The sequence below is a fragment of the Streptomyces cyaneochromogenes genome, assembly GCF_003963535.1.
GTDB classification, from domain to species: Bacteria; Actinomycetota; Actinomycetes; order Streptomycetales; family Streptomycetaceae; genus Streptomyces; species Streptomyces shaanxiensis.
This window is the reverse complement of record NZ_CP034539.1, coordinates 10621176-10637740: the sequence shown is the minus strand read 5'-3', so window position 1 is coordinate 10637740 and position 16565 is coordinate 10621176. Positions and strand designations below refer to the sequence as shown.

16 protein-coding genes are annotated in these 16565 nt (G+C 67.8%); 5 read left to right on the top strand and 11 right to left on the bottom strand.

All coding sequences use genetic code 11. From position 1 onward, the window contains the following. Positions 1 to 2: 2 nt before the first annotated feature. The 5 genes from EJ357_RS47800 to EJ357_RS47780 all read right to left on the bottom strand — a co-directional run bounded on the left by EJ357_RS47800 (position 3) and on the right by EJ357_RS47780 (position 4848). Positions 3 to 566 (bottom strand): hypothetical protein, encoded by a 564-nt coding sequence (locus EJ357_RS47800; RefSeq protein ID WP_126387439.1) that lies wholly within the window; start codon positions 564 to 566, stop codon positions 3 to 5. Next, positions 559 to 1725 (bottom strand): hypothetical protein, encoded by a 1167-nt coding sequence (locus tag EJ357_RS47795; protein WP_228472877.1) that lies wholly within the window; start codon positions 1723 to 1725, stop codon positions 559 to 561. The genes EJ357_RS47800 and EJ357_RS47795 overlap by 8 nt, the downstream gene beginning before the upstream one ends. A 350-nt stretch (positions 1726 to 2075) precedes the next feature. Beyond that, on the bottom strand, positions 2076 to 3599 hold the full coding sequence (locus EJ357_RS47790; protein ID WP_126387443.1) for a UvrD-helicase domain-containing protein: 1524 nt from the start codon (positions 3597 to 3599) through the stop codon (positions 2076 to 2078). Beyond that, complete coding sequence (locus tag EJ357_RS47785) at positions 3596 to 4078, bottom strand: hypothetical protein (RefSeq protein WP_126387445.1); 483 nt, start codon at positions 4076 to 4078, stop codon at positions 3596 to 3598. Before EJ357_RS47785 ends, EJ357_RS47790 begins: the two co-directional genes overlap by 4 nt. Beyond that, the gene (locus EJ357_RS47780; RefSeq protein WP_228472875.1) at positions 4075 to 4848 is read right to left on the bottom strand and encodes a DUF6083 domain-containing protein; all 774 of its coding nucleotides are present in this window, start codon (positions 4846 to 4848) and stop codon (positions 4075 to 4077) included. Before EJ357_RS47780 ends, EJ357_RS47785 begins: the two co-directional genes overlap by 4 nt. A 361-nt stretch (positions 4849 to 5209) precedes the next feature. On the opposite strand from EJ357_RS47780, the gene EJ357_RS47775 reads away from it, so the two are divergent. Beyond that, on the top strand, positions 5210 to 5836 hold the full coding sequence (locus tag EJ357_RS47775; RefSeq protein ID WP_126387447.1) for a hypothetical protein: 627 nt from the start codon (positions 5210 to 5212) through the stop codon (positions 5834 to 5836). An 84-nt stretch (positions 5837 to 5920) separates the two neighbouring features. On the opposite strand, the gene EJ357_RS47770 is transcribed toward EJ357_RS47775, so the two are convergent. Further along, positions 5921 to 8365, bottom strand: a complete 2445-nt coding sequence (locus EJ357_RS47770) for an ATP-binding protein (RefSeq protein WP_126387449.1) — start codon at positions 8363 to 8365, stop codon at positions 5921 to 5923. 500 nt (positions 8366 to 8865) lie between these two features. On the opposite strand from EJ357_RS47770, the gene EJ357_RS47765 reads away from it, so the two are divergent. Next, positions 8866 to 9291 (top strand): hypothetical protein, encoded by a 426-nt coding sequence (locus EJ357_RS47765; RefSeq protein ID WP_126387451.1) that lies wholly within the window; start codon positions 8866 to 8868, stop codon positions 9289 to 9291. A gap of 528 nt (positions 9292 to 9819) precedes the next feature. Then, the gene (locus EJ357_RS48835) at positions 9820 to 9990 is read left to right on the top strand and encodes a hypothetical protein (protein WP_175647232.1); all 171 of its coding nucleotides are present in this window, start codon (positions 9820 to 9822) and stop codon (positions 9988 to 9990) included. A 70-nt stretch (positions 9991 to 10060) separates the two neighbouring features. Here EJ357_RS48835 and EJ357_RS47755 read toward each other — a convergent pair whose 3' ends face one another. The 3 genes from EJ357_RS47755 to EJ357_RS47745 all read right to left on the bottom strand — a co-directional run bounded on the left by EJ357_RS47755 (position 10061) and on the right by EJ357_RS47745 (position 13984). Further along, complete coding sequence (locus EJ357_RS47755) at positions 10061 to 11188, bottom strand: caspase family protein (RefSeq protein ID WP_175647233.1); 1128 nt, start codon at positions 11186 to 11188, stop codon at positions 10061 to 10063. Continuing rightward, positions 11185 to 11568, bottom strand: coding sequence for an effector-associated constant component EACC1 (locus EJ357_RS47750; RefSeq protein WP_126387455.1), 384 nt, complete (start codon positions 11566 to 11568; stop codon positions 11185 to 11187). The genes EJ357_RS47755 and EJ357_RS47750 overlap by 4 nt, the downstream gene beginning before the upstream one ends. A 223-nt stretch (positions 11569 to 11791) precedes the next feature. Further along, a complete protein-coding gene (locus tag EJ357_RS47745; RefSeq protein ID WP_175647234.1) occupies positions 11792 to 13984 on the bottom strand; it encodes an NACHT domain-containing protein in 2193 nt (730 codons plus the stop codon). 193 nt (positions 13985 to 14177) lie between these two features. On the opposite strand from EJ357_RS47745, the gene EJ357_RS47740 reads away from it, so the two are divergent. After that, positions 14178 to 14651 (top strand): hypothetical protein, encoded by a 474-nt coding sequence (locus EJ357_RS47740; protein WP_175647235.1) that lies wholly within the window; start codon positions 14178 to 14180, stop codon positions 14649 to 14651. 121 nt (positions 14652 to 14772) lie between these two features. On the opposite strand, the gene EJ357_RS47735 is transcribed toward EJ357_RS47740, so the two are convergent. Then, positions 14773 to 15207 carry a hypothetical protein gene (locus EJ357_RS47735; protein WP_126387459.1) on the bottom strand — a complete coding sequence of 145 codons (435 nt, stop codon included), beginning with the start codon at positions 15205 to 15207 and terminating at the stop codon, positions 14773 to 14775. Continuing rightward, complete coding sequence (locus tag EJ357_RS47730; protein ID WP_126387461.1) at positions 15188 to 15754, bottom strand: hypothetical protein; 567 nt, start codon at positions 15752 to 15754, stop codon at positions 15188 to 15190. Before EJ357_RS47730 ends, EJ357_RS47735 begins: the two co-directional genes overlap by 20 nt. 341 nt (positions 15755 to 16095) lie before the next feature. Here EJ357_RS47730 and EJ357_RS47725 point away from each other — a divergent pair, with 341 nt between their 5' ends. Then, a complete protein-coding gene (locus EJ357_RS47725) occupies positions 16096 to 16539 on the top strand; it encodes a hypothetical protein (protein ID WP_126387463.1) in 444 nt (147 codons plus the stop codon). Positions 16540 to 16565 lie beyond the last annotated feature (26 nt).

Below are 16565 nucleotides of genomic sequence, written 5' to 3'. Positions count from 1 at the left end.
GTTCATCCCTTCCTCGGAGCGGGCAGGACGTCGTATCCGCCGCGGAGTTCGGCCACATCACGCTCGGACCACAGCGCGACCATGGGTCCGAGGCGGATCATGCCGTCGCCGGCGTCCGCCGAGAGGTGGCCGCAGGCGCGCAGGAACCGCAGGGCCGTCAGGAAGTGTGCGCTCTGGCCCAGTGCGGCCACGCCTTCCCGGGGAGTGAGGGCGTCCTGGAGGGGAGCCAGGGAGGCGATGACGTCCTCCTGCGCGGCGGGCTGTCCCGGGTACAGCGGCTGGCTGGGGTCGGGCCAGCAGTGGCGGATGCAGCAGGCCAGTGTGACCAGGCGGACGGCCGAGGCGGTGCGGTGGGCGTCGCTGTCGCCCAGGGCGCCGCTGGCCGGTTCCACGTCGGGGGCCCAGCCGGCCATCAGCTCCTGGATACCGTCGGGTGTGACGGTCTCCACCAGACGGCGCTCCACATCGTCGACGGCGCGGCGCAGCCGGCTGAGTTCGGCGCGGTCCGCGGGGATGGGAACCGTGCGCAGGGCCCGGGCGCGTGCCAGCAGGTAGGGGTCACTCATGGGGGCTCTGCGGTGCGGCTTCGGTGTCGTCGTCCATGCCTTGGGGGCTGTCGGGGATGCGGTACGCGGTCACCGGTGAGGCGTAGGTGACCGGGCCTGCACCATCCACGATGACCTCGCGGGAGATGTCGAGCATGAACGGGATGGCCGGGTCCGCTGCGGCGCGCAGCAGCTCGACCAGATGCTTGACCGCTGCCTGCCAGGGCAGGGCCCGCAGGGCGGCGGTGACGTCGGCTTCGTCCTTGCCGGCCATGAGCAGGGTCACGGTGGCCTCCCGTCGCTGGCGGGCGAGCGCGGCCTTGGCTCGTGCGGCCTCGACCGGGTCCGGGCCGGGCGGCCGCGACGGGGGGCGGGGCAGGCGCTGCCGTGGTGGTGGGGGCTGGTGGTCGGCTGCGGCGGTGAGGATCTGGCCCGTGGTGATCTGGACGTGCGGCGGATCGAAGACGGTCGTGGCGAACACCTGCGCAAGCGCATCGGCGGAGGACCGCCGGGCCGCGGTCACGTACTGCTCGGGAAGGAGCATGCTGAAGTCGCGGCGGGTGGTGGCTTGTTGCATGAGCCGGTCGTGGAACTCGTTGACGGCTGCCGTGTAGCGCAGGGCTTCCTGGATCAGGCGGGTACCGGCAGGACGCAGCGCGGGGTACTGCTCGGCGACGGCGTGGACCAGGTGTTTCGCCTCCTCGAGCGAGGTGGTGTGGGCATGGTGGTGGCGCTGGCCAAGCAGTTCTTCGATGGGCCTGGTCCGAACGAGCCGCAGCAGGTGGTTGGTGTAGTTCGCCAAGCTGCGCCGGGCCTGCGCAATCTTGGCGGCCAGTTGCTCCTCGGTCAGGGAGCCGTTCAGGAGGCCTTCGCGGGTCCGGTCCAGCAGCATGGTGATCTCCTGGACACCGCCAGCCTCCCCGAGCCGCTCATAGACCAACAGCGCCGCGCCGCTGGTCGGGTTGAACACATACCGCTGGTCGTGGGCCTTGCCGCGCAGCGACTCCAGCAGACGAAGCTTGATGAAGACCCTGAATCTCGCATCAAACTCGCCGGCGGAGGCCACCGCAGCACACGCCTGGGCTATCTCCCCGCGGCTCAGGCCGTGTTCGGAACCGAAGTCGCCGAACACGTCCCGGACGGCCTCGGCGATGCGCAGTGCCACCGGATCGCGTGTCACTGCGCTCGGTGCAGCAGCGACCGGTGCCGCGAATGGCGGTATGTGCTCTAGACCCTCCGCGTCGTCCTCCTGCTGCACGGAGAACAAGTCAGGCTGATCCGGCAAGTCCCCCTCCACCCCCGCATCACGTGCGTCCCTGGACCAGCATGACCGCTACCGGGCTCAAAGGGCCTGGAACCACAAAACTTGTCTTTGTCCATCCCCAGCCGCAGCAGTGAGCGCGTGTCAGGTGCATCGGGATAGCCGAGGTGTCCATCGTCCGTCGTGCTGGAGCGGGGCCTCGCGTCGAGCCTGGCCGTCCCGGAAGGGGTGCGGGCCGGCCGACAGGCCGATCTGGCGGGCACCTGGCTTCATGTCCTGGCAGCGGCAGGAGGCTGTGGCAGCGCCGGTGGACGGGCGCGGTCGTCGCCGACCGGGGGGCCGTCGGGATGGTCGTGGATCCAGGACAGTCCGCCCAGGTCGAGGCGTTGGCGGGTGCGGGTGACCGCTACATAGGCCAGGCGGGCTTCGGCGTCGTCGATGGGATCGGGTGTCGGCGGGGGGCCTGTCTGCTCGTCGGGCGGGTTGTTCTTGGGACGGGCGAAGTCGTCCGCGATGAGCACGCGGGACCATTCACGTCCTTTCGCCTTGTGGGCGGTGGAGACGGTGACCTGCGCGTGTGGCTCGGGGGCGAGGCGGGCGACGGCCGTGAGGATGGCGTCGGTGCCGTGGGTGTCGACGAGGTTGACCAGGGGCTGCAGGTCGCGGCCGGCCGCGTCGTGGGCGGCGTAGTCCTGCAGATCGCCCCATGAGGGGAAGAGGATGAGTTCGGGGTGGTGGGTGCGGCGGCCTTCCTTCAGGTCGCGGGCCGCAAGGGCCAGGGCCTGCAGGCTGTCTCCTCCCCCGGCCACGGCGACCCGGTAGCCGGCCGCCATGAGGGTCATGACCTGGGCCATGGCGCCGACGTTGGTGCGGCACAGCACGGCGTCCGGCTGGGTGACTGGGCCGAGTTCGGTGGGCACGGCGGGAGTGCCGGTGAGACGGATCGGGGCGTCGGCGAGGTGCAGCCAGCGGTTGGCTTCCGCGGCGAGGTCGGGGCCGAAGCGGAAGGACTGGGACAGGGTCAGGTGGGTGCCGTCGAAGCCGGTCATGACGTCCTTGGCGCCGCGCCAGTGGTAGATGGCCTGGGCTGAGTCGCCGACCATGACGAGCTGTGCGTGCTCGCGCTGGGCGAGGAAGATCTGTTCGACGACGGGGTTAGTGTCCTGGGCCTCGTCCAGCAGCAGGAAGTCGGCCTGGATGCGGGGCCGGGCAAGAGCCCAGATCTTGAGGTAGTGGTCGTGGTCGAAGCGGACGGCGCCGTCGTCGGGGTGCTGCAGGTCGGCCCAGGCTTTGCGGGCGAACGGCACGATGTAGGCGGCGAGTTGGGCGTGGAGACCGGTGCCTTCCAGTCCGCGCAGATGGGGGACGTGGTGGCGGGTGATGGCCTCGTCTGCGGTGTGGCAGAAGCGGGTCACGGTGCGCAGGGCGGCGTTGGAGAGGGCTTTCGGGGTGACGTCGCGGTCTGCGATGCGGAGGGCTTTGGTGATGCCGAGGGCTTGTCCGGTCTGCCAGGCCGGGCGGCGGGGTGCGTTCAGGCGGCGGGTGTAGCGGTGGCCCACATCTGCGCAGGCGAGCGCGTGGGCGGTCTTGCACTGCACGGTGTTCGGGAAACGGGCGCGTGCGTCCTGGGCGATGGCGCGGTTGTAGGCGAGGTAGCGGCCGCGGCGTGGGGTGGTGCGGGCCAGCAGGGCGAGTGTGGTGGTTTTCCCGGTGCCGGCGCCTGCCTGCAGGGCGAGGTGGCTGCCGGTGTGGAAGGCGTCGACTGCTGCGGTCTGTTCGTCCGTGGGGTTCATGGGGTGGGGCCTTTCAGTGGGCGCGTGAGGACGTGCCCGACGGCGGACAGCAGGTGCGCAGGGGTGGTGCTGGCGAGGAGGTGGCGTACGGCGCGGTCGAGTCGGTCGGCTTCCCGGTCGGCGTGCTCGGCCAGGGCGCGGTGGAGGGCCTCTCGTACGAAGCGTTCGGGGGTCAGGCCTGCGCGGCGGGCGCCGCGTTGCAGAGCGGTGCGCGCGTCGGGTGGCAAGGCGACGTTGAGCAGGACGCGGCCGTGGGTGTCCGGGTAGTGGCTGGTGATCACGTCGATGGGCAGCCGGATGGTGAGGCGCTGGCGCAGGCGGTGGGCGGCACGTGCGTCGGTTTTGGCGTCTGCGAGGGCCATGAGGCGGGTGGCGTTGTGGTTGGCGGCGAGTGGCCAGGCTTGGGCAGCGTGGCGGAGTTCGACCGATGTCAGGGGCCGGGTCAGCGTGATCTCCAGGGCGTGGTTGGGCATCGTCACCGGCTTCCGGGCCGGCGGGCTTCAGGGTGGGGCAGGCGGGTTCGGATGTGTGCCGCGTGCAGGAGGGGATCGAAGGGCTGCCATTCGGCCAGGGCGAGGTCGGCGGCGCCGGGGGCTGCGTCGTGTTGGGGGCAGCGCTGGGCGCGCCAGCGCAGTTGCCCGCGGTAGGGCAGGTGGCCCAGGTCGTAGATGGCCATCAGTACGTCGGGCAGGGCCAGTTGGCCGCGGCGGGGTCCGGTGGGCAGCAGTCTCCAGGTTCCGGCGGGTCCGGTGAGGGCGCGGATGGGGTGGGGGCAGCGGTGACGGTGGCGGGTCTGGGCCACGCAGCGGAGGTGTTCGACCGCGTGCTCGGCGAGGTAGCGGCACAGCAGCAGCTGCACGACGGGCCGGGCGGGGCCGTCGTGGGTGTCGGGGTCGTCGGACTGTCCGCTTGCAGTGGGCGGACCGGGAGTGAGTGCGCCGGTGTCGTTCAGGCGGCGGGTGCGGACGGCGAGTTGGCGGCGGATCGCCTCAAGGTAAGGGCTGGTCTGGCAGGTGGGGGTGCGGGCCGGGCAGAGGACGGTGTGCGGGATGCGGCACTCCTGGGCCAAGTGCCCGGTCGCCGTACACGCCGCCACGCTGCTCACTGGGCCCTGCACCCCGCGCCATTGGCTCTGCCTGCCACTGCACCACCGGCCGTGCGTCTGACGGCACTCGTGCTCGCCGCTCACACCTGCGCTCATGACCACCGCGGCGTCGACATGGACATCCTTGCCCGTCTGTGTGGGCACTCCCCCCATCAGACCGCGGACATGCTCGACCAACTCGTGAGCATCCGCACGCTGTCCGCCTGGCGCTACAACCAGGAGTCAGGCGAGGTGTTCTGGCAACTGCCTCAGCCGCAGGCACCAACTCGTCCCGCAGCACTGCCTCACCGGAACGGAACACAGCAGCGCTGAGACTGACCCGGGGCGAGAAGACAACGCTGGGAAGGAACAACCAGCGCTGTTTGTCCGTACCATCTGTACGCCGAGGCGTCTTGCGGCGCTTGCGGCTCCCCCGCCGGGCCGCCGACATCTCGCCCAAGAGGGGCACCACTCGCATGCGGTGCAGCCCCGCAGCACGGTCATTCGCCGAGGAAAGGTCAGCACCATGCCCGAGTCAACGGCTCCCGCCACCGATCTGACATCGCAGTACGTCGCCCAGGTGACCGGTGATCTCGAACGCAACGCCAAGGAGCAGGAACGTATCAGTGCGGAGATCGCCGCCCTGCAGGAGCAGCTTGCCGCAGTGCAGCGCGACCACACTGTGCTGGTGAACATGCGGCAGGTGCTTGGGATCACGGAAGCGCCAGCTCAGACTGCGGCAAAGTCCGAGAATGCCACAGTGCCCTCTCCCCGGCGGAAGGCTGCTGCCGCTCGCGGCGGGAAGCCCAGGACGCGGAAGCCCGCGGCCGCGCCGGGTAAGGCAGCAGCCAAGAAGCCGGCGGCCGAGACGGAGGGTGCCACGAAGGCGGCCCAGCCCACCCTGGTCGAGCTCATTCGCCGCCACCTTCTCGAGTTGAAGGAACCGCGCTCCGCTGCGGAGATCTCTGCGGCGCTCGGCCAGACCCACCCTGAGCGTCAGATCGCGGACAAGGTCGTGCGGGTTACGCTCGAGGGTCTCGTGGCCAAGAGCCAGGCGGAGCGCACCAAGCAAGGAAGGTCCGTCTTCTACACGGCCCCCAAGTCGGCCACTACTCCTGAGACCGAGACGCAGTCCGCTGAGACTGAGCACTGACAGCACCGAAGGTGCAGTTATGTTCACTCGGGCTGACATTCTGCCGATGCAGCGACATATGGGCGGTTGAGCTTCAAGTGTTTGTCATTCCCGAGGTTCACGGTGAGCAGCTGCGCGCTGGTTTGGCTGAGACGTTCGTACCTCAGTGTGTTGCCTGCGGGGGTGAACGGGGCGAGGGCGAGTCTGTCGCACAGGTGGCACTCGTAGCCGTCGGCGGATGCCGCGCGGCGGCTGAGGGGTTCCGTTGTCGGCTACGTCGGCCGGTGGGAGCCTCCGGCGGACCAGCATGACGACCGCGGCGGCGATGGCGCTGAGGGAGACAGCGATCCCTCCTAGTGTGGTGATTGCGTTGCTCATCCAGCGCCAGAGATCCGTGATCCAGGAGTACCAGCTGTTGTCGCTGGGGGCCGCTGCGACATCGAGGCTCAACATCTGTGGCGGCTTCTCGACGAGCACGGTGTTCCCGTCGCCGAGGTAGGCGGTCACCGTGAGGGCGACGCTGGCTTTCCCGGCATCGCGCGCGCTCAGGGCCCATGTCCAGGTGGCCTTGTCGCTCCGTGAGAGTACGTTTTGGCGTTCTGAGGACAGCGGCGTGCATCGTACGTTGCCCGAGCAGTGAAGTTTCACCCCGATCTGCGCTCCGGCCTTCACAGGGGCTTGCTCTTCACCGGGCTTGGCCTGGCGCCAGGCGCCCCGGATGGCGACTTGGAATCGGCGTGGCTGCGCGCCTGCCACGAGGCCCATCGAGTGCGGGTCTGTGTAGATGAGCTGGCCGCTAAAGAGGCGTTGGCGGGCCTCGCCGATTTCCTCGACGTATGTTTGCTGTGCCCCCTTTCTCGGCTCGTCGTTGTGGGTTGTGTACACCAGGGTCGTCGAAAAGAGGGCGCTCAGGATGGCAATCAACATCCATGGCGCGCACCCAATCCCAGCGGATGCTGCTGTCGCCGCGCCTGCGCCGGCAGCGTCGGCAGCACCGGGGAGCACCGAGACACCAGCGGCGGTGCCGCTTGGGCTGCGGATCGCGGTCATGCTCTCCCGCGTGGCGTCCGCGGCGTCGGTGTCGCCGAGTTGCTGCCACAGCTCAGCCGCCTCGGCCAGGTGAGCGGTGGCAGTGACGTGCCGACCGGTGAGCAGGTGTTGGATGCCTTTCTCATGGGTGAAGTAGGCCTTGGCTCTCTCGTCATCCGCCTGCCAGGCGGCCCGCCGACCCTCGTCGACGACTCGGATCCATACGCCTAACCTCAGTGAACGGGCCAGTTGGGGTGAGACCGCTCTTGCAAGGCTCACCGCAACGTGCGGGACTCCTTGCTCCTGGGCCAACTGCATCGCCCGTTCCAACGCCGCCCCGTGCCAGACGACTTGGGTCGGGGTAATCGTGGGCAGGGTGGCCCACCGGCTGAAGTGGTCGCATAACTGCTCGGCGGGGAACGGACGATTCCGGCGTTGCGCTTCATCCAGCGCGTCGGAAGCGATGCGGTAGCCACGCTCCTCTGCCTGCACCAGCCCCAGGTCGGTCAAGTCCGCGCACACGCCTATCGGGTCCGAGATACCGCACAGGGTGCCGACGTGGGACGGGCTCAACTCTGCGTCCAGTGTCGCCAAGAGCCTGAGGACGTTTTGCTGCTCCGTGTCGAGCCGATCGAACAGCCTCTGCAGGATGGCTTCAGCGTCTGTCGGGCGGGGTACCGTCGGCTCGTCCGACGACTCGATCCGGGCCAGGCCGGCCGCGCGTAGCAGCAGCAGCGGTCGTCCAAGCATAGGTGTGCACAAGTCATGGGCCTCAACGAGCTTGCCCTGATGCTGGGGGCGCCGAAGCCCCCAGGCAACCAGCAGGTCCAGTGCCATTTCACGGCTTAGCCCCGGCACCTCCACGACGTCGACGTCGCCCGGCAGCCGATCGCGACTCGCGAAGACGAAGGTCGCTTGGGGAGCCATGTCCGCGAGTTCGGCCACCTGCTCGGTGGTTAGATCGGCCTCATCGATATATACGGTCATCCGCACGCGGGCCATCAGGCGTCGAAGGTCTCTCCCAGCAGGCGCGTAGTCCTCGACCTCGTAGCAGGCTTCAAACATCTCCTGAGCGAGGTCCGCCACCTCACGGCGGGCCGCGCTTAAGAACAGTGCGCCGTCCGGTCCAGGTGCCAGGAGTCGGGCCGCATGCCGCATGAGCGTGCTCTTGCCCACGCCGGCTGGCCCCACCAGTTGCACGATGCCGCCGCTGTCCTGAGCGGCCCGGACAGCCTCGCCCAGCTCAGCCAACTCAGCGGCACGGCCCTGAAGTTGTCGGTGAGGCCGGTTCAGCGGCTCCGCCCGATCGCGGCGCACCGGATGAGGGCGGGCCTGTGGCTCGAGCGGAGTTACGGTCGACGTCAGGTTCGCGTCGATCACGACGCTGCAGTCCCCCACGATTACCGATCCGGCCGTGCTGGCACTCGTGTTTGAGTAAGGGCCGCCGCCGAGCGCACCGTCCGCCGATACATCGCGCTCCGGCCCCGCTGGCGCCCCGACTGTGTTGTCCTCTTCTTCCATGTCCCCGTCTCATTCCCCCGGGCCACTGCATGGGCGACGCTCCACTGTGCACAGGCGGTTGGCTCGCCCGGGCCGTCCATGGAGCGTATGACCCGCGGGCGGTTCTTAGCCCCCTTTTGTGACAGCAGCGGCAGAGGCGCTGTCGAACGTTGCGCCGCGATGCGCCGATTTCCCGAAGGCTGGCCAGCATTTCAAGATTTATTGCTGGAAAGCTGCCTTACGGAGGCCGAGGAGGAAGCTACTTCCGCCCGACGCGACGAGGAGGTCCGTTCGATGACCATCGACCGCCGCCCCACTCCGCCGGACTCCTACAACCCGGCAGCAGCGGATCCGGTCCGAATCCGGGCCTATGCTGGCATCTAGTCCGAATCGATCTGCGTACTGGGCAAGCTGAGCCGGTCGCCGCGGCCCCAGCGAGCAAGCCGTACGTTCTTACCGTAAGCGTCAGGTCCACGCCCGACCTCAGGGACAACTGCGAGATCCTCCCGATCGGCGGCGGGGTGTCCTGGACCGACCCGGTAGCGGTCGTGCAGGCAGGAACAACCTCGTACGACATCCTCCTGCCCGACATCGTGAAAGCTCTTGAGGCCCGAACAGCGGCGGTGACCGGGCAGCAAGGGGCCATGCGGGCCTTCACCACCGATGTGCTGGGCCTGCGGTGGGGGGCTCAGTGGGCTGAGGCAGTATCCACAGCGCTCCTTGGCGGCTGGGCCAACCCTCTGCGAACAGGCCGCTGTCTCGCACCGACAGCCCTGGGCGTACTGCAGGCCGAAGCCCGTGTCCTCCATCTTCAGTTGACACCGCTGTGGCGGCGCCGAATCCGTGGAGCGCGGATTCTGCTGCTCGACACCCCGCTCGGCAACGACTTCACGCTGTATGACTTGGTGGCTGGCCGGTCCGACCCTGAGGAGACTGTGGCGGGGTGAGGGCAGAACATGATGATCATCGGTGGCGTGCGCGCGAGGATGACGGGATGGACGAACAGGGCACTGTGTCACTGCCCGTACAGATCGCGGATGGCGAGTTCGTCTTCGACTGCGGCTGGTGCGGGGGCGACAACTATTTCCAGGGCCGGCAGGTCGGCTGGTGGGTCGACAAGTGGGAGCTCCCATCGGAATGGCACTGCCGATTCTGCTCGGCCTCAACTACACGCCAGACCCACCGTGGACCGAGTCCTGATCTGCTGCGCCACGGCCGCTGCAGCCAGACTCGCATTCGAAGCCGGGGCACGGCTCTTCCAAAGCCTCGAGATCAACACGCGTACTGCGAATGCGTGTTGATCTCATCACGCTATGTCATGGCGTGTATCAGCCAAATTCGGTTCATCCTGTACCCCACTTCGCGGTGCGCTGCAACACTCTGTGACTGCGGCGGGTGGGCTGTCGCTGTGAGACTGACCTCGGGGGTGTTGCGTGGCGGGTCGTTCTGGCAAGTACTACCGGGCGGGGCATTGGGTGAACCGGTCGGAAGGCAAGGGCACGGGAGCGAAGAAGTCCGGGACTGGAATTGTGGTCGTGGGACTGCTGGTGGTGGGGGCCTGGATGGGGTTCTTCTCTCCCGACTCCAGCAGCAATGACAAGCCTGCGCCCGAGCCGTCGTCCGTCTCGTCGTCCGTCGGCCGCTGATGCTTTGCGTCCCCCTTGCTGCAGAGCGAATGCTCACGTCCCAGGCAGGCTCTCCACAGAAGCCGGGCGGCTAGTGGCGTTTGCGCCTGCGTCCTGGCAGACGGGCTCGCCAAGTCTGGGCCGGTGGCTGCGGGGGCGCCAGCGGTGGCTCCGGGCTTTGCTGTTCGTGGGTACGCAGCCGCTGCCAGGCTGACTGCCATGCCTTGATCTGTTCGGGGTGGAGGCCGCAGGCGGCCAGGTAGATGCCGGTGGTCTTCCAAGTGGCGGGCAGCGTGGTGCGGTTGAGGAGTCGGCTGATGGTGGCCGGTGCCACAGGCGGGTCGGTGCGCTCACTCAGGGCGGGGATTGTCAGGCCGGTGAGTACTCTGGTCTCGGCCAGGGCGTCGAGGAAGGCGAGCGGCGTGTGGCACTCGTCCGGGTCGGGCCAATCCGTCTCGCTGGCCGCTGCTCTGCTTGGGGCGGGGATTGGGCGATAGGCCCGGTTGTGGGCCAGGACGAGGCGTCCGGCGGTGTTGCGGTCCCGTTTTTGCGGTGTCGGCCGGCCTTTTGCGGCGAGTTCGCTGCGCAGCCGCTGGTAGACGGTGTTCAGATCCAGTTCACGGGGCTGGCCAGTGATGCCGTGCTGCAGGATATGCAGGAGTTCGCCGGTGAAGGCGGTGTAGGTCTCCCCGGGCGGGGCGAGCGCACGTCCGTTCTCGGGGGCGGCGGCAAGCAGGTAGCTTCCGTCGATCTCTGCCTGGTCGGCCAGGAGGTCCTCGCCGCCCATCAGTCCCAGGGCCCGTCCGCTCATGCAGCAGTCCAGGATGATGACGATGCGCTGTGCTGCACAGTCCGTGACGATCTCGCGCAATGCCTGGTAGGTGACCCCGGTGTAGCTGTGGCCCTGGACGGAGAGGGGTAGGCCGAAGAAGAGCTCACCGCGGCCGTCGACCAGGCCGTGGCCCGCGAAGTACACCAGCAGGGTGTCCCTGGCGTGGTCGGCGGCCGCCTTGACCGGGTCCAGCATGTCGCGCTGCGTCTCTGGCTCGGCGACAACGCTGCAGTGACTGGCAGGCAGGTTCCACGATGCGGGGTCGGTCAGTGCATCGGCGAGGGCGGGCAGGTTGTTCGCCACTGCAGGCAGCGGTTCCAGTGTCGAGTAGCGGCTGACTCCCACCAGTACCGCCCGGGACGCGGCCGGATCGGGCAGCGATCTCACTGTTGCGGCCCGTCTGCAGCATGCCGTCCGGTGTTCGGGCCTTCGTCGACACCGTCCTCCAGCACGGCAAGAACGCGAGCCAGCTCGGCCTCCGACCCGTTGCAGATGCTGACCTCGACATCTCCCCGCCGGATCGTGACCTGCGGCGCCCGTGACCGGGTCTGGCGCCACGCAGCCACCGCCAGCACGAACGACGCAGCGCTCCATCCGTTGCCCGTCACCAGCTCAAGAACATCCAGCACACCACCCATCGCCCCGGGCTCCACCGACCGTTCACGCAGTGCCACCACAGCGGACCTGCGCACCTCAGGCTCCTGCCCCAACCAGCTTCGCAGCGAGCGCAGTTCGCGCTCCTCATCGATCAGCACCTCAACGCGCACCGAAGCCAGCCCCCTCCGTCAGCGCCAACCGGCCTGCCGCACCCGGCATCCTGCCCCACGCCGACCCTGACCACCCCTTCAACCAGCCGCCCCGGCTCTCTGTTCGGGGCCAGCCGTCCGGTTGTCCTGCGTCAATTCGCTCCAGCGCCGTCAGGGGCCAGTCCCGCGTGCTGTCCTTCCGCCGGCTGTGTCGCCGGGCCTGGGCAGCACTGTGGCGGTGCACTCACCGGACGGCAAGGTGGTCTTGGAGAGTGGAATGCCGGAATTGATAGACCGGCCCCACCTGACGAAGCAGGCCGATCCGACGACAGTCTGCGAGGAACTTCAGTGGATACGGCGGCGCTTGGGAGCGGTAGCGCAAAATCGCGACGGTCATCAGGTAGGCGGGTCCGGGTCTGACGAGCATGAAGTAGGTCAGATCGGACACGATGCCCTCGATCAGCCCTAGCCCCACACCAAGGGCGGCCGCCGTTCCGATCGCCATGAGCGGGTCGCTGCCGAGGTGCTGGAACGCCATGTAGGCGCCGCCTGAGGCAGCCCACAGGAAGACACCGCGGACGGCTCCGTGCCTGCGGTGGGGCGGAAGAGCACGCCAGGTGCATACAGCGACCAACACCGGCAGGGTGAGGGCTAGTCCGATCCCGGGACCCGCAACGATGACCGCCAGGTACTGGAGCGCGAGGGTGGATCCGAATACCAGCCCGTGGGCGACACCGAACATCAAGCCCCAGACCAGCGCAAAAGGAACCGTGAAAACCATGCTGAGGTCGATGCCGGTACCTGAAATGCTGCGGATCAGCCAGTCCGCAGCGGCGGCCGTGGCCCCGACCGTGACCCCCGCCGGCCAGCCGAAGGCAAATCCTGCGGTGACCCCGGCGATGGTCCCGAACCGGAGCGCGTGGCCGACGGCACCGCGGGCCTCACTCTTGAGGTGATCGGTCAGTGACCTGATCGGGTGATTGCCGAAGAGTCCCCCCGTCGCCGCTCGCGGCAAGCGGGCTGTTTCGTCTTCGATGGGCCCCTGCCACATCATCAGCAGCCACAGGCCGGCTCCTGCGAGGACTCCTCCCAGAGCGCCGAGCCACAACGCTGCGACGACCCCCGCAAAGGTGGCGAAGGCAAGGGCGGAGAGAGTTCCGAACCAGCGCCGGCGCACACCGTCGGGCAGGATCAGATGCATGTTCCACCAGCCCAGGTCATAGGTCCCGAGGTCGGCCAGGTGGCGGGCGATGAAGGTCAGCCATCGCCGGACGTCCTCCGTCTCCCAGTCCGCCAACGGTCGGAAGGGATGGGCGACGTCGTCGTCCGGCACATGTCGGTTGTTCTCGACGAGTGCCGGTACGAGTTCGTCGAGCAGGCATCGAGAGACCTCTTGGCCGGTGGTCATCTCCAACAGCACGGTGGGATCACGCCCCTGCTCGACGAACGTGGCCTCGAGCAGCCAGAGCACGAATGGGCTGCCCAGGCCTTGCCCCAGTGCCGTCTGAGGACCCAGACGCAGGTCAGCCAGGAGACGTGCCCAGCCGGCACCCGGTCGCGGTGGAAGCCGCCGTTCAAGGTAGGAGGCGGCCGCCGCAGCGTCGACTGCTTCCGGCTCCAGTACCGGCGTACTGGTCAGGACATCAGCACCTGCGACGGCCTCGGCGTACTCCGATGTGCGGCACGTCAGGATGAACGCATCGGTGCCGGCCATGGCCTGGTTGATCGAGCGGACTTTGCCCGGCCGATCCTCGGCGGCCAGTTCGTCGAGACCGTCGAGTACCGGGATGACCCGGCATTCACGGACCAGGCGATGCGCGGTCTCTGGCGTGAGGAAGGAATAGTCGCGGGAAAGGCGCCTCGTGACCCAGGCCGTGAAGGACTCGTCGGACCAGTCTGCCATGGTGAGGAGCACCGGCACGGGCTCGCCTGGCGAGCGGGTGGCGAGCACGTGCCGTACGAGCAGAACAGCCAGCGTCGTCTTCCCGAATCCGCGCTCTCCGATCAGCACCAGACGCCGTCGCCGCAGAGCCCGAAACCACGCAGCCAGGTTGCTGATGCCGGCTTCTGTAGTGTCGACGCGGCGGGGCGGCGCAGGCAGGTTCTCGAAGCGGTCGACAACAGGCCGCGCGGTCGCCGTCCAGCGGACTGCGACGGGCTGAGGGTCTTCCAGGCGGCGGACGCGTATCTCCTCGAGCCACTGCGCTCGGACGACGGCCGCAAGCTGTTCCTGGGACTCCTCAAGATCCGCGCGGGAGACAGCCGGTGACGTGCTGTCCTGGCGCATCCACCGGAAGACCGGTGGAGCAGCAACGGCGACGGCCAGTACCCAGCCACCGGCCAGCTGTGCCCAACTCGCCGCATCGGAAAGCCCGTCTTGGGTGGCACGCAGCACCCACACCAGCCCGCCTGTAACCGCGGCGACCACAACAGCCATCGCAGCGACGACGGCCCTGCGCATTGGTCCCGTCACCCGTACATCGTCTCAACGCGCTACCGCCTCGTCAGGTGGATAGACACACACACTGGCCCGCTGCCCTCTGCTCGGCTAGCTGGGAGACTCCACAGCGAGACGGCCCTCCTGCTGGCTCCGGCGTTACTCACTGCTACGGCCGCTGATCGCTCCGTCCATGTGCGCGATCAGACGGGCTCAGGAAGAACAGAACACGTCCCTGGGCGTCTTCCGCCCGGCCGACGGCGTCGACTTCCGCTTCGAGCCGGCTGAACCCTGGCCCGCTTCCAAAGCCGCCCTGGCGGGCCAGATGGACCTCCTCGACCAGGACCTGCGCCAACTCGAATGGGTGCCGCTGGAGTTCCGCTACCGCTTCCGTTGCGGCGAATCCGCCTGCTCGGGGCACGACATGGCCCTCAGGGACTGGGAGGCCGGCGAGTCCTATCGCAAATACCTACGCCAGTACGGCCAACGGGGCGTCGAGGACAAGCTCCGCGAGCGCTGGTTCACCCGCATGTTCACCTCGGACCGAGCGGTTCACTGCTTTGTTGGCAACGTTCATAGGCGGCCCAAGACCTTCATGCTGCTCGGGCTGTTCTACCCACGGCGGGACATCGTCGACTGCCAGCAGCAGGAGCTGTTCACGCTCTAGTTCTCCCGTCTGCGGGCACCAGAGGCGGGCGGCGCGTACATGCGACGGTGCAGGGGTCAGTCCGCGATATTGCTCGGCGGGTGGTCTCGGGTTTCTGTCTGTGCTGCGTCACGCCAGTTCCTCAGGGGTGGGGCGTGGACGTGGCTTCTTCCGTTCGGCGTCGCGATTGTCCGGGCCGTCGTTTCGGTTTGCGGGCATCGATTATGGCGGCTACGGCGACAGCTGCTACGGCTCCAGTGACCGCTGTGAGCGCAAGGCTGGCCAAACCTTGGGCGTATTGAGTGAGTTTGGCGGCGAGGGCTGCGACCGCTCCGCCTGCTCCGGCTTGGCCAAGGGTGGTTGTGCGTGCGGAGCGCAGGGCAGTACTGACGCATGCGATGCACCGGCCGCTGCTGATCCGGCTCAGTGCAGTTCGACGGTTCTGGCGGTCGATGTCGGAGATGATTTTATCGAACCGGCGGTCGAGGTCCTTTTCGTCGCCGGCCAGGCGCGCTTGAAGCGTCATGTAGTACCTGTACAGCACGCGGGCGAGGTCGCTATCCGTCTTGCTGGCCACTGTACGTTCCTCTCATGGTTGAGAAAAATGGTTCGAGGAGGGACAGGTTGGCATTTGCCCGGGCCAGCTTGGCGAGGCCTTTCGCTTTCTGACCTCGGCGTGTCGATGGTGCGCCGCCGACTGTTTCGATCAGTCCTTCACTGGTCAGGAGATGGATCAATTCGGCCTCCACAGCGCGGCGTTCTCCGAGGCTGAGTGCGTCGATGGCACGCAGTACCTCACGAACGGGCTGCAGGTCTTCGGTGAGGTAGGCATCGAACACGTCCTCCAGTTTATAGTCAGCGTATTCCCGGGTGTTTGCGTCCTGCCTTTTCTCACGCACGATTTCTTCTGCGATCTTTCGGATGTCGCAGTAAGTGAAGGTGCGGTCTGGCTGTGCGAACGCGCGACGGAACGCCTGGTCTGCGATCTCGAGCGGGTCGACGACCAGGGGAGCACATTCCAGAAGCAGGAAGAGGCGCAGATCGCCTACCTGTTTCTTGTATTGGCTGCGTTGCGCCGCCAGTTGTGCTTCCCGCCTCCGCTTGTCGCGCCGCGGACGGATCAAGGCGACCTCTCCCCTCGAAGAACGCGCCGTCAGTATCGGCGCCGGAGAGGGCCGTCACTGCAGGGTTGTCGGCACGACTGTAGCCGGGCGGGTGCCTGCGTGCGTTTATCACTGATTCTCCTACGTCGGCTTGATCATTTATGCGTCTGCCTGTTCCTTGAGTTACGCACGGGAAGCCGATTCTGATCAAATGATCGGCTTCCTTCCAGGCGTGATGGCAGCGGCGTTGAGGAATACCTTCGGTATCAGCGGCGGCCGGGTGCGAAGCGGTCGCCTGTCGTCGGGAACCGGGGGGTGCGATGTCGGCTGAGGCGGTGGCGGCTGTGGCGGCAGCCGGAGGGATGGCCGTGGTGCAGGCAGCGGGGACAGATGCTTGGGCAACGGTGCGGCGGGCGGTCGCCCGGCTGTTGGGGCGCGGGCATCCCGAGCAGGAGGCCGCCGAGTTGACGCGGCTGGACCAGATGGAGACCGCGCTGGCAGATTCCAGCGATCTGCTGGGGCAGCGGGGGCGGTGGGAGGGGGTGTGGCAGACCCGTCTGGAGCTGGTGCTTGAGTCGGTTGACGTGGAGGAACGCCTCGCTGCCGTGGAGAAGCTGACTGAGATCGTCGCGCTTGCTCGATCGGGGGGTCCTGGCCTGCAGGCCGGGGCTGGGGGCGTTGCCGCGGGCGGAGATGTGCAAGTGCGCGCGGAAGGCGGATCGGTGGCCGGTGCGGTGGTGCGAGTGGAGGGAGATGTGCAGCTGGGGGGCAGCCCTTTACCTATCACACGGTCTCGCCGGGATTGATGTCCGTCGGAGGCGGCGGAGCTCAG

Coding starts and splice junctions, on each gene's coding strand:
- EJ357_RS47800 (WP_126387439.1), bottom strand. CDS start 566: ATGAGTGACCCCTACCTGCTGGCACGCGCCCGGGCCCTGCGCACGGTT.
- EJ357_RS47790 (WP_126387443.1), bottom strand. CDS start 3,599: ATGAACCCCACGGACGAACAGACCGCAGCAGTCGACGCCTTCCACACC.
- EJ357_RS47775 (WP_126387447.1), top strand. CDS start 5,210: ATGCCCGAGTCAACGGCTCCCGCCACCGATCTGACATCGCAGTACGTC.
- EJ357_RS47770 (WP_126387449.1), bottom strand. CDS start 8,365: ATGGAAGAAGAGGACAACACAGTCGGGGCGCCAGCGGGGCCGGAGCGC.
- EJ357_RS47745 (WP_175647234.1), bottom strand. CDS start 13,984: ATGGCTGTTGTGGTCGCCGCGGTTACAGGCGGGCTGGTGTGGGTGCTG.
- EJ357_RS47740 (WP_175647235.1), top strand. CDS start 14,178: ATGTGCGCGATCAGACGGGCTCAGGAAGAACAGAACACGTCCCTGGGC.
- EJ357_RS47725 (WP_126387463.1), top strand. CDS start 16,096: ATGGCCGTGGTGCAGGCAGCGGGGACAGATGCTTGGGCAACGGTGCGG.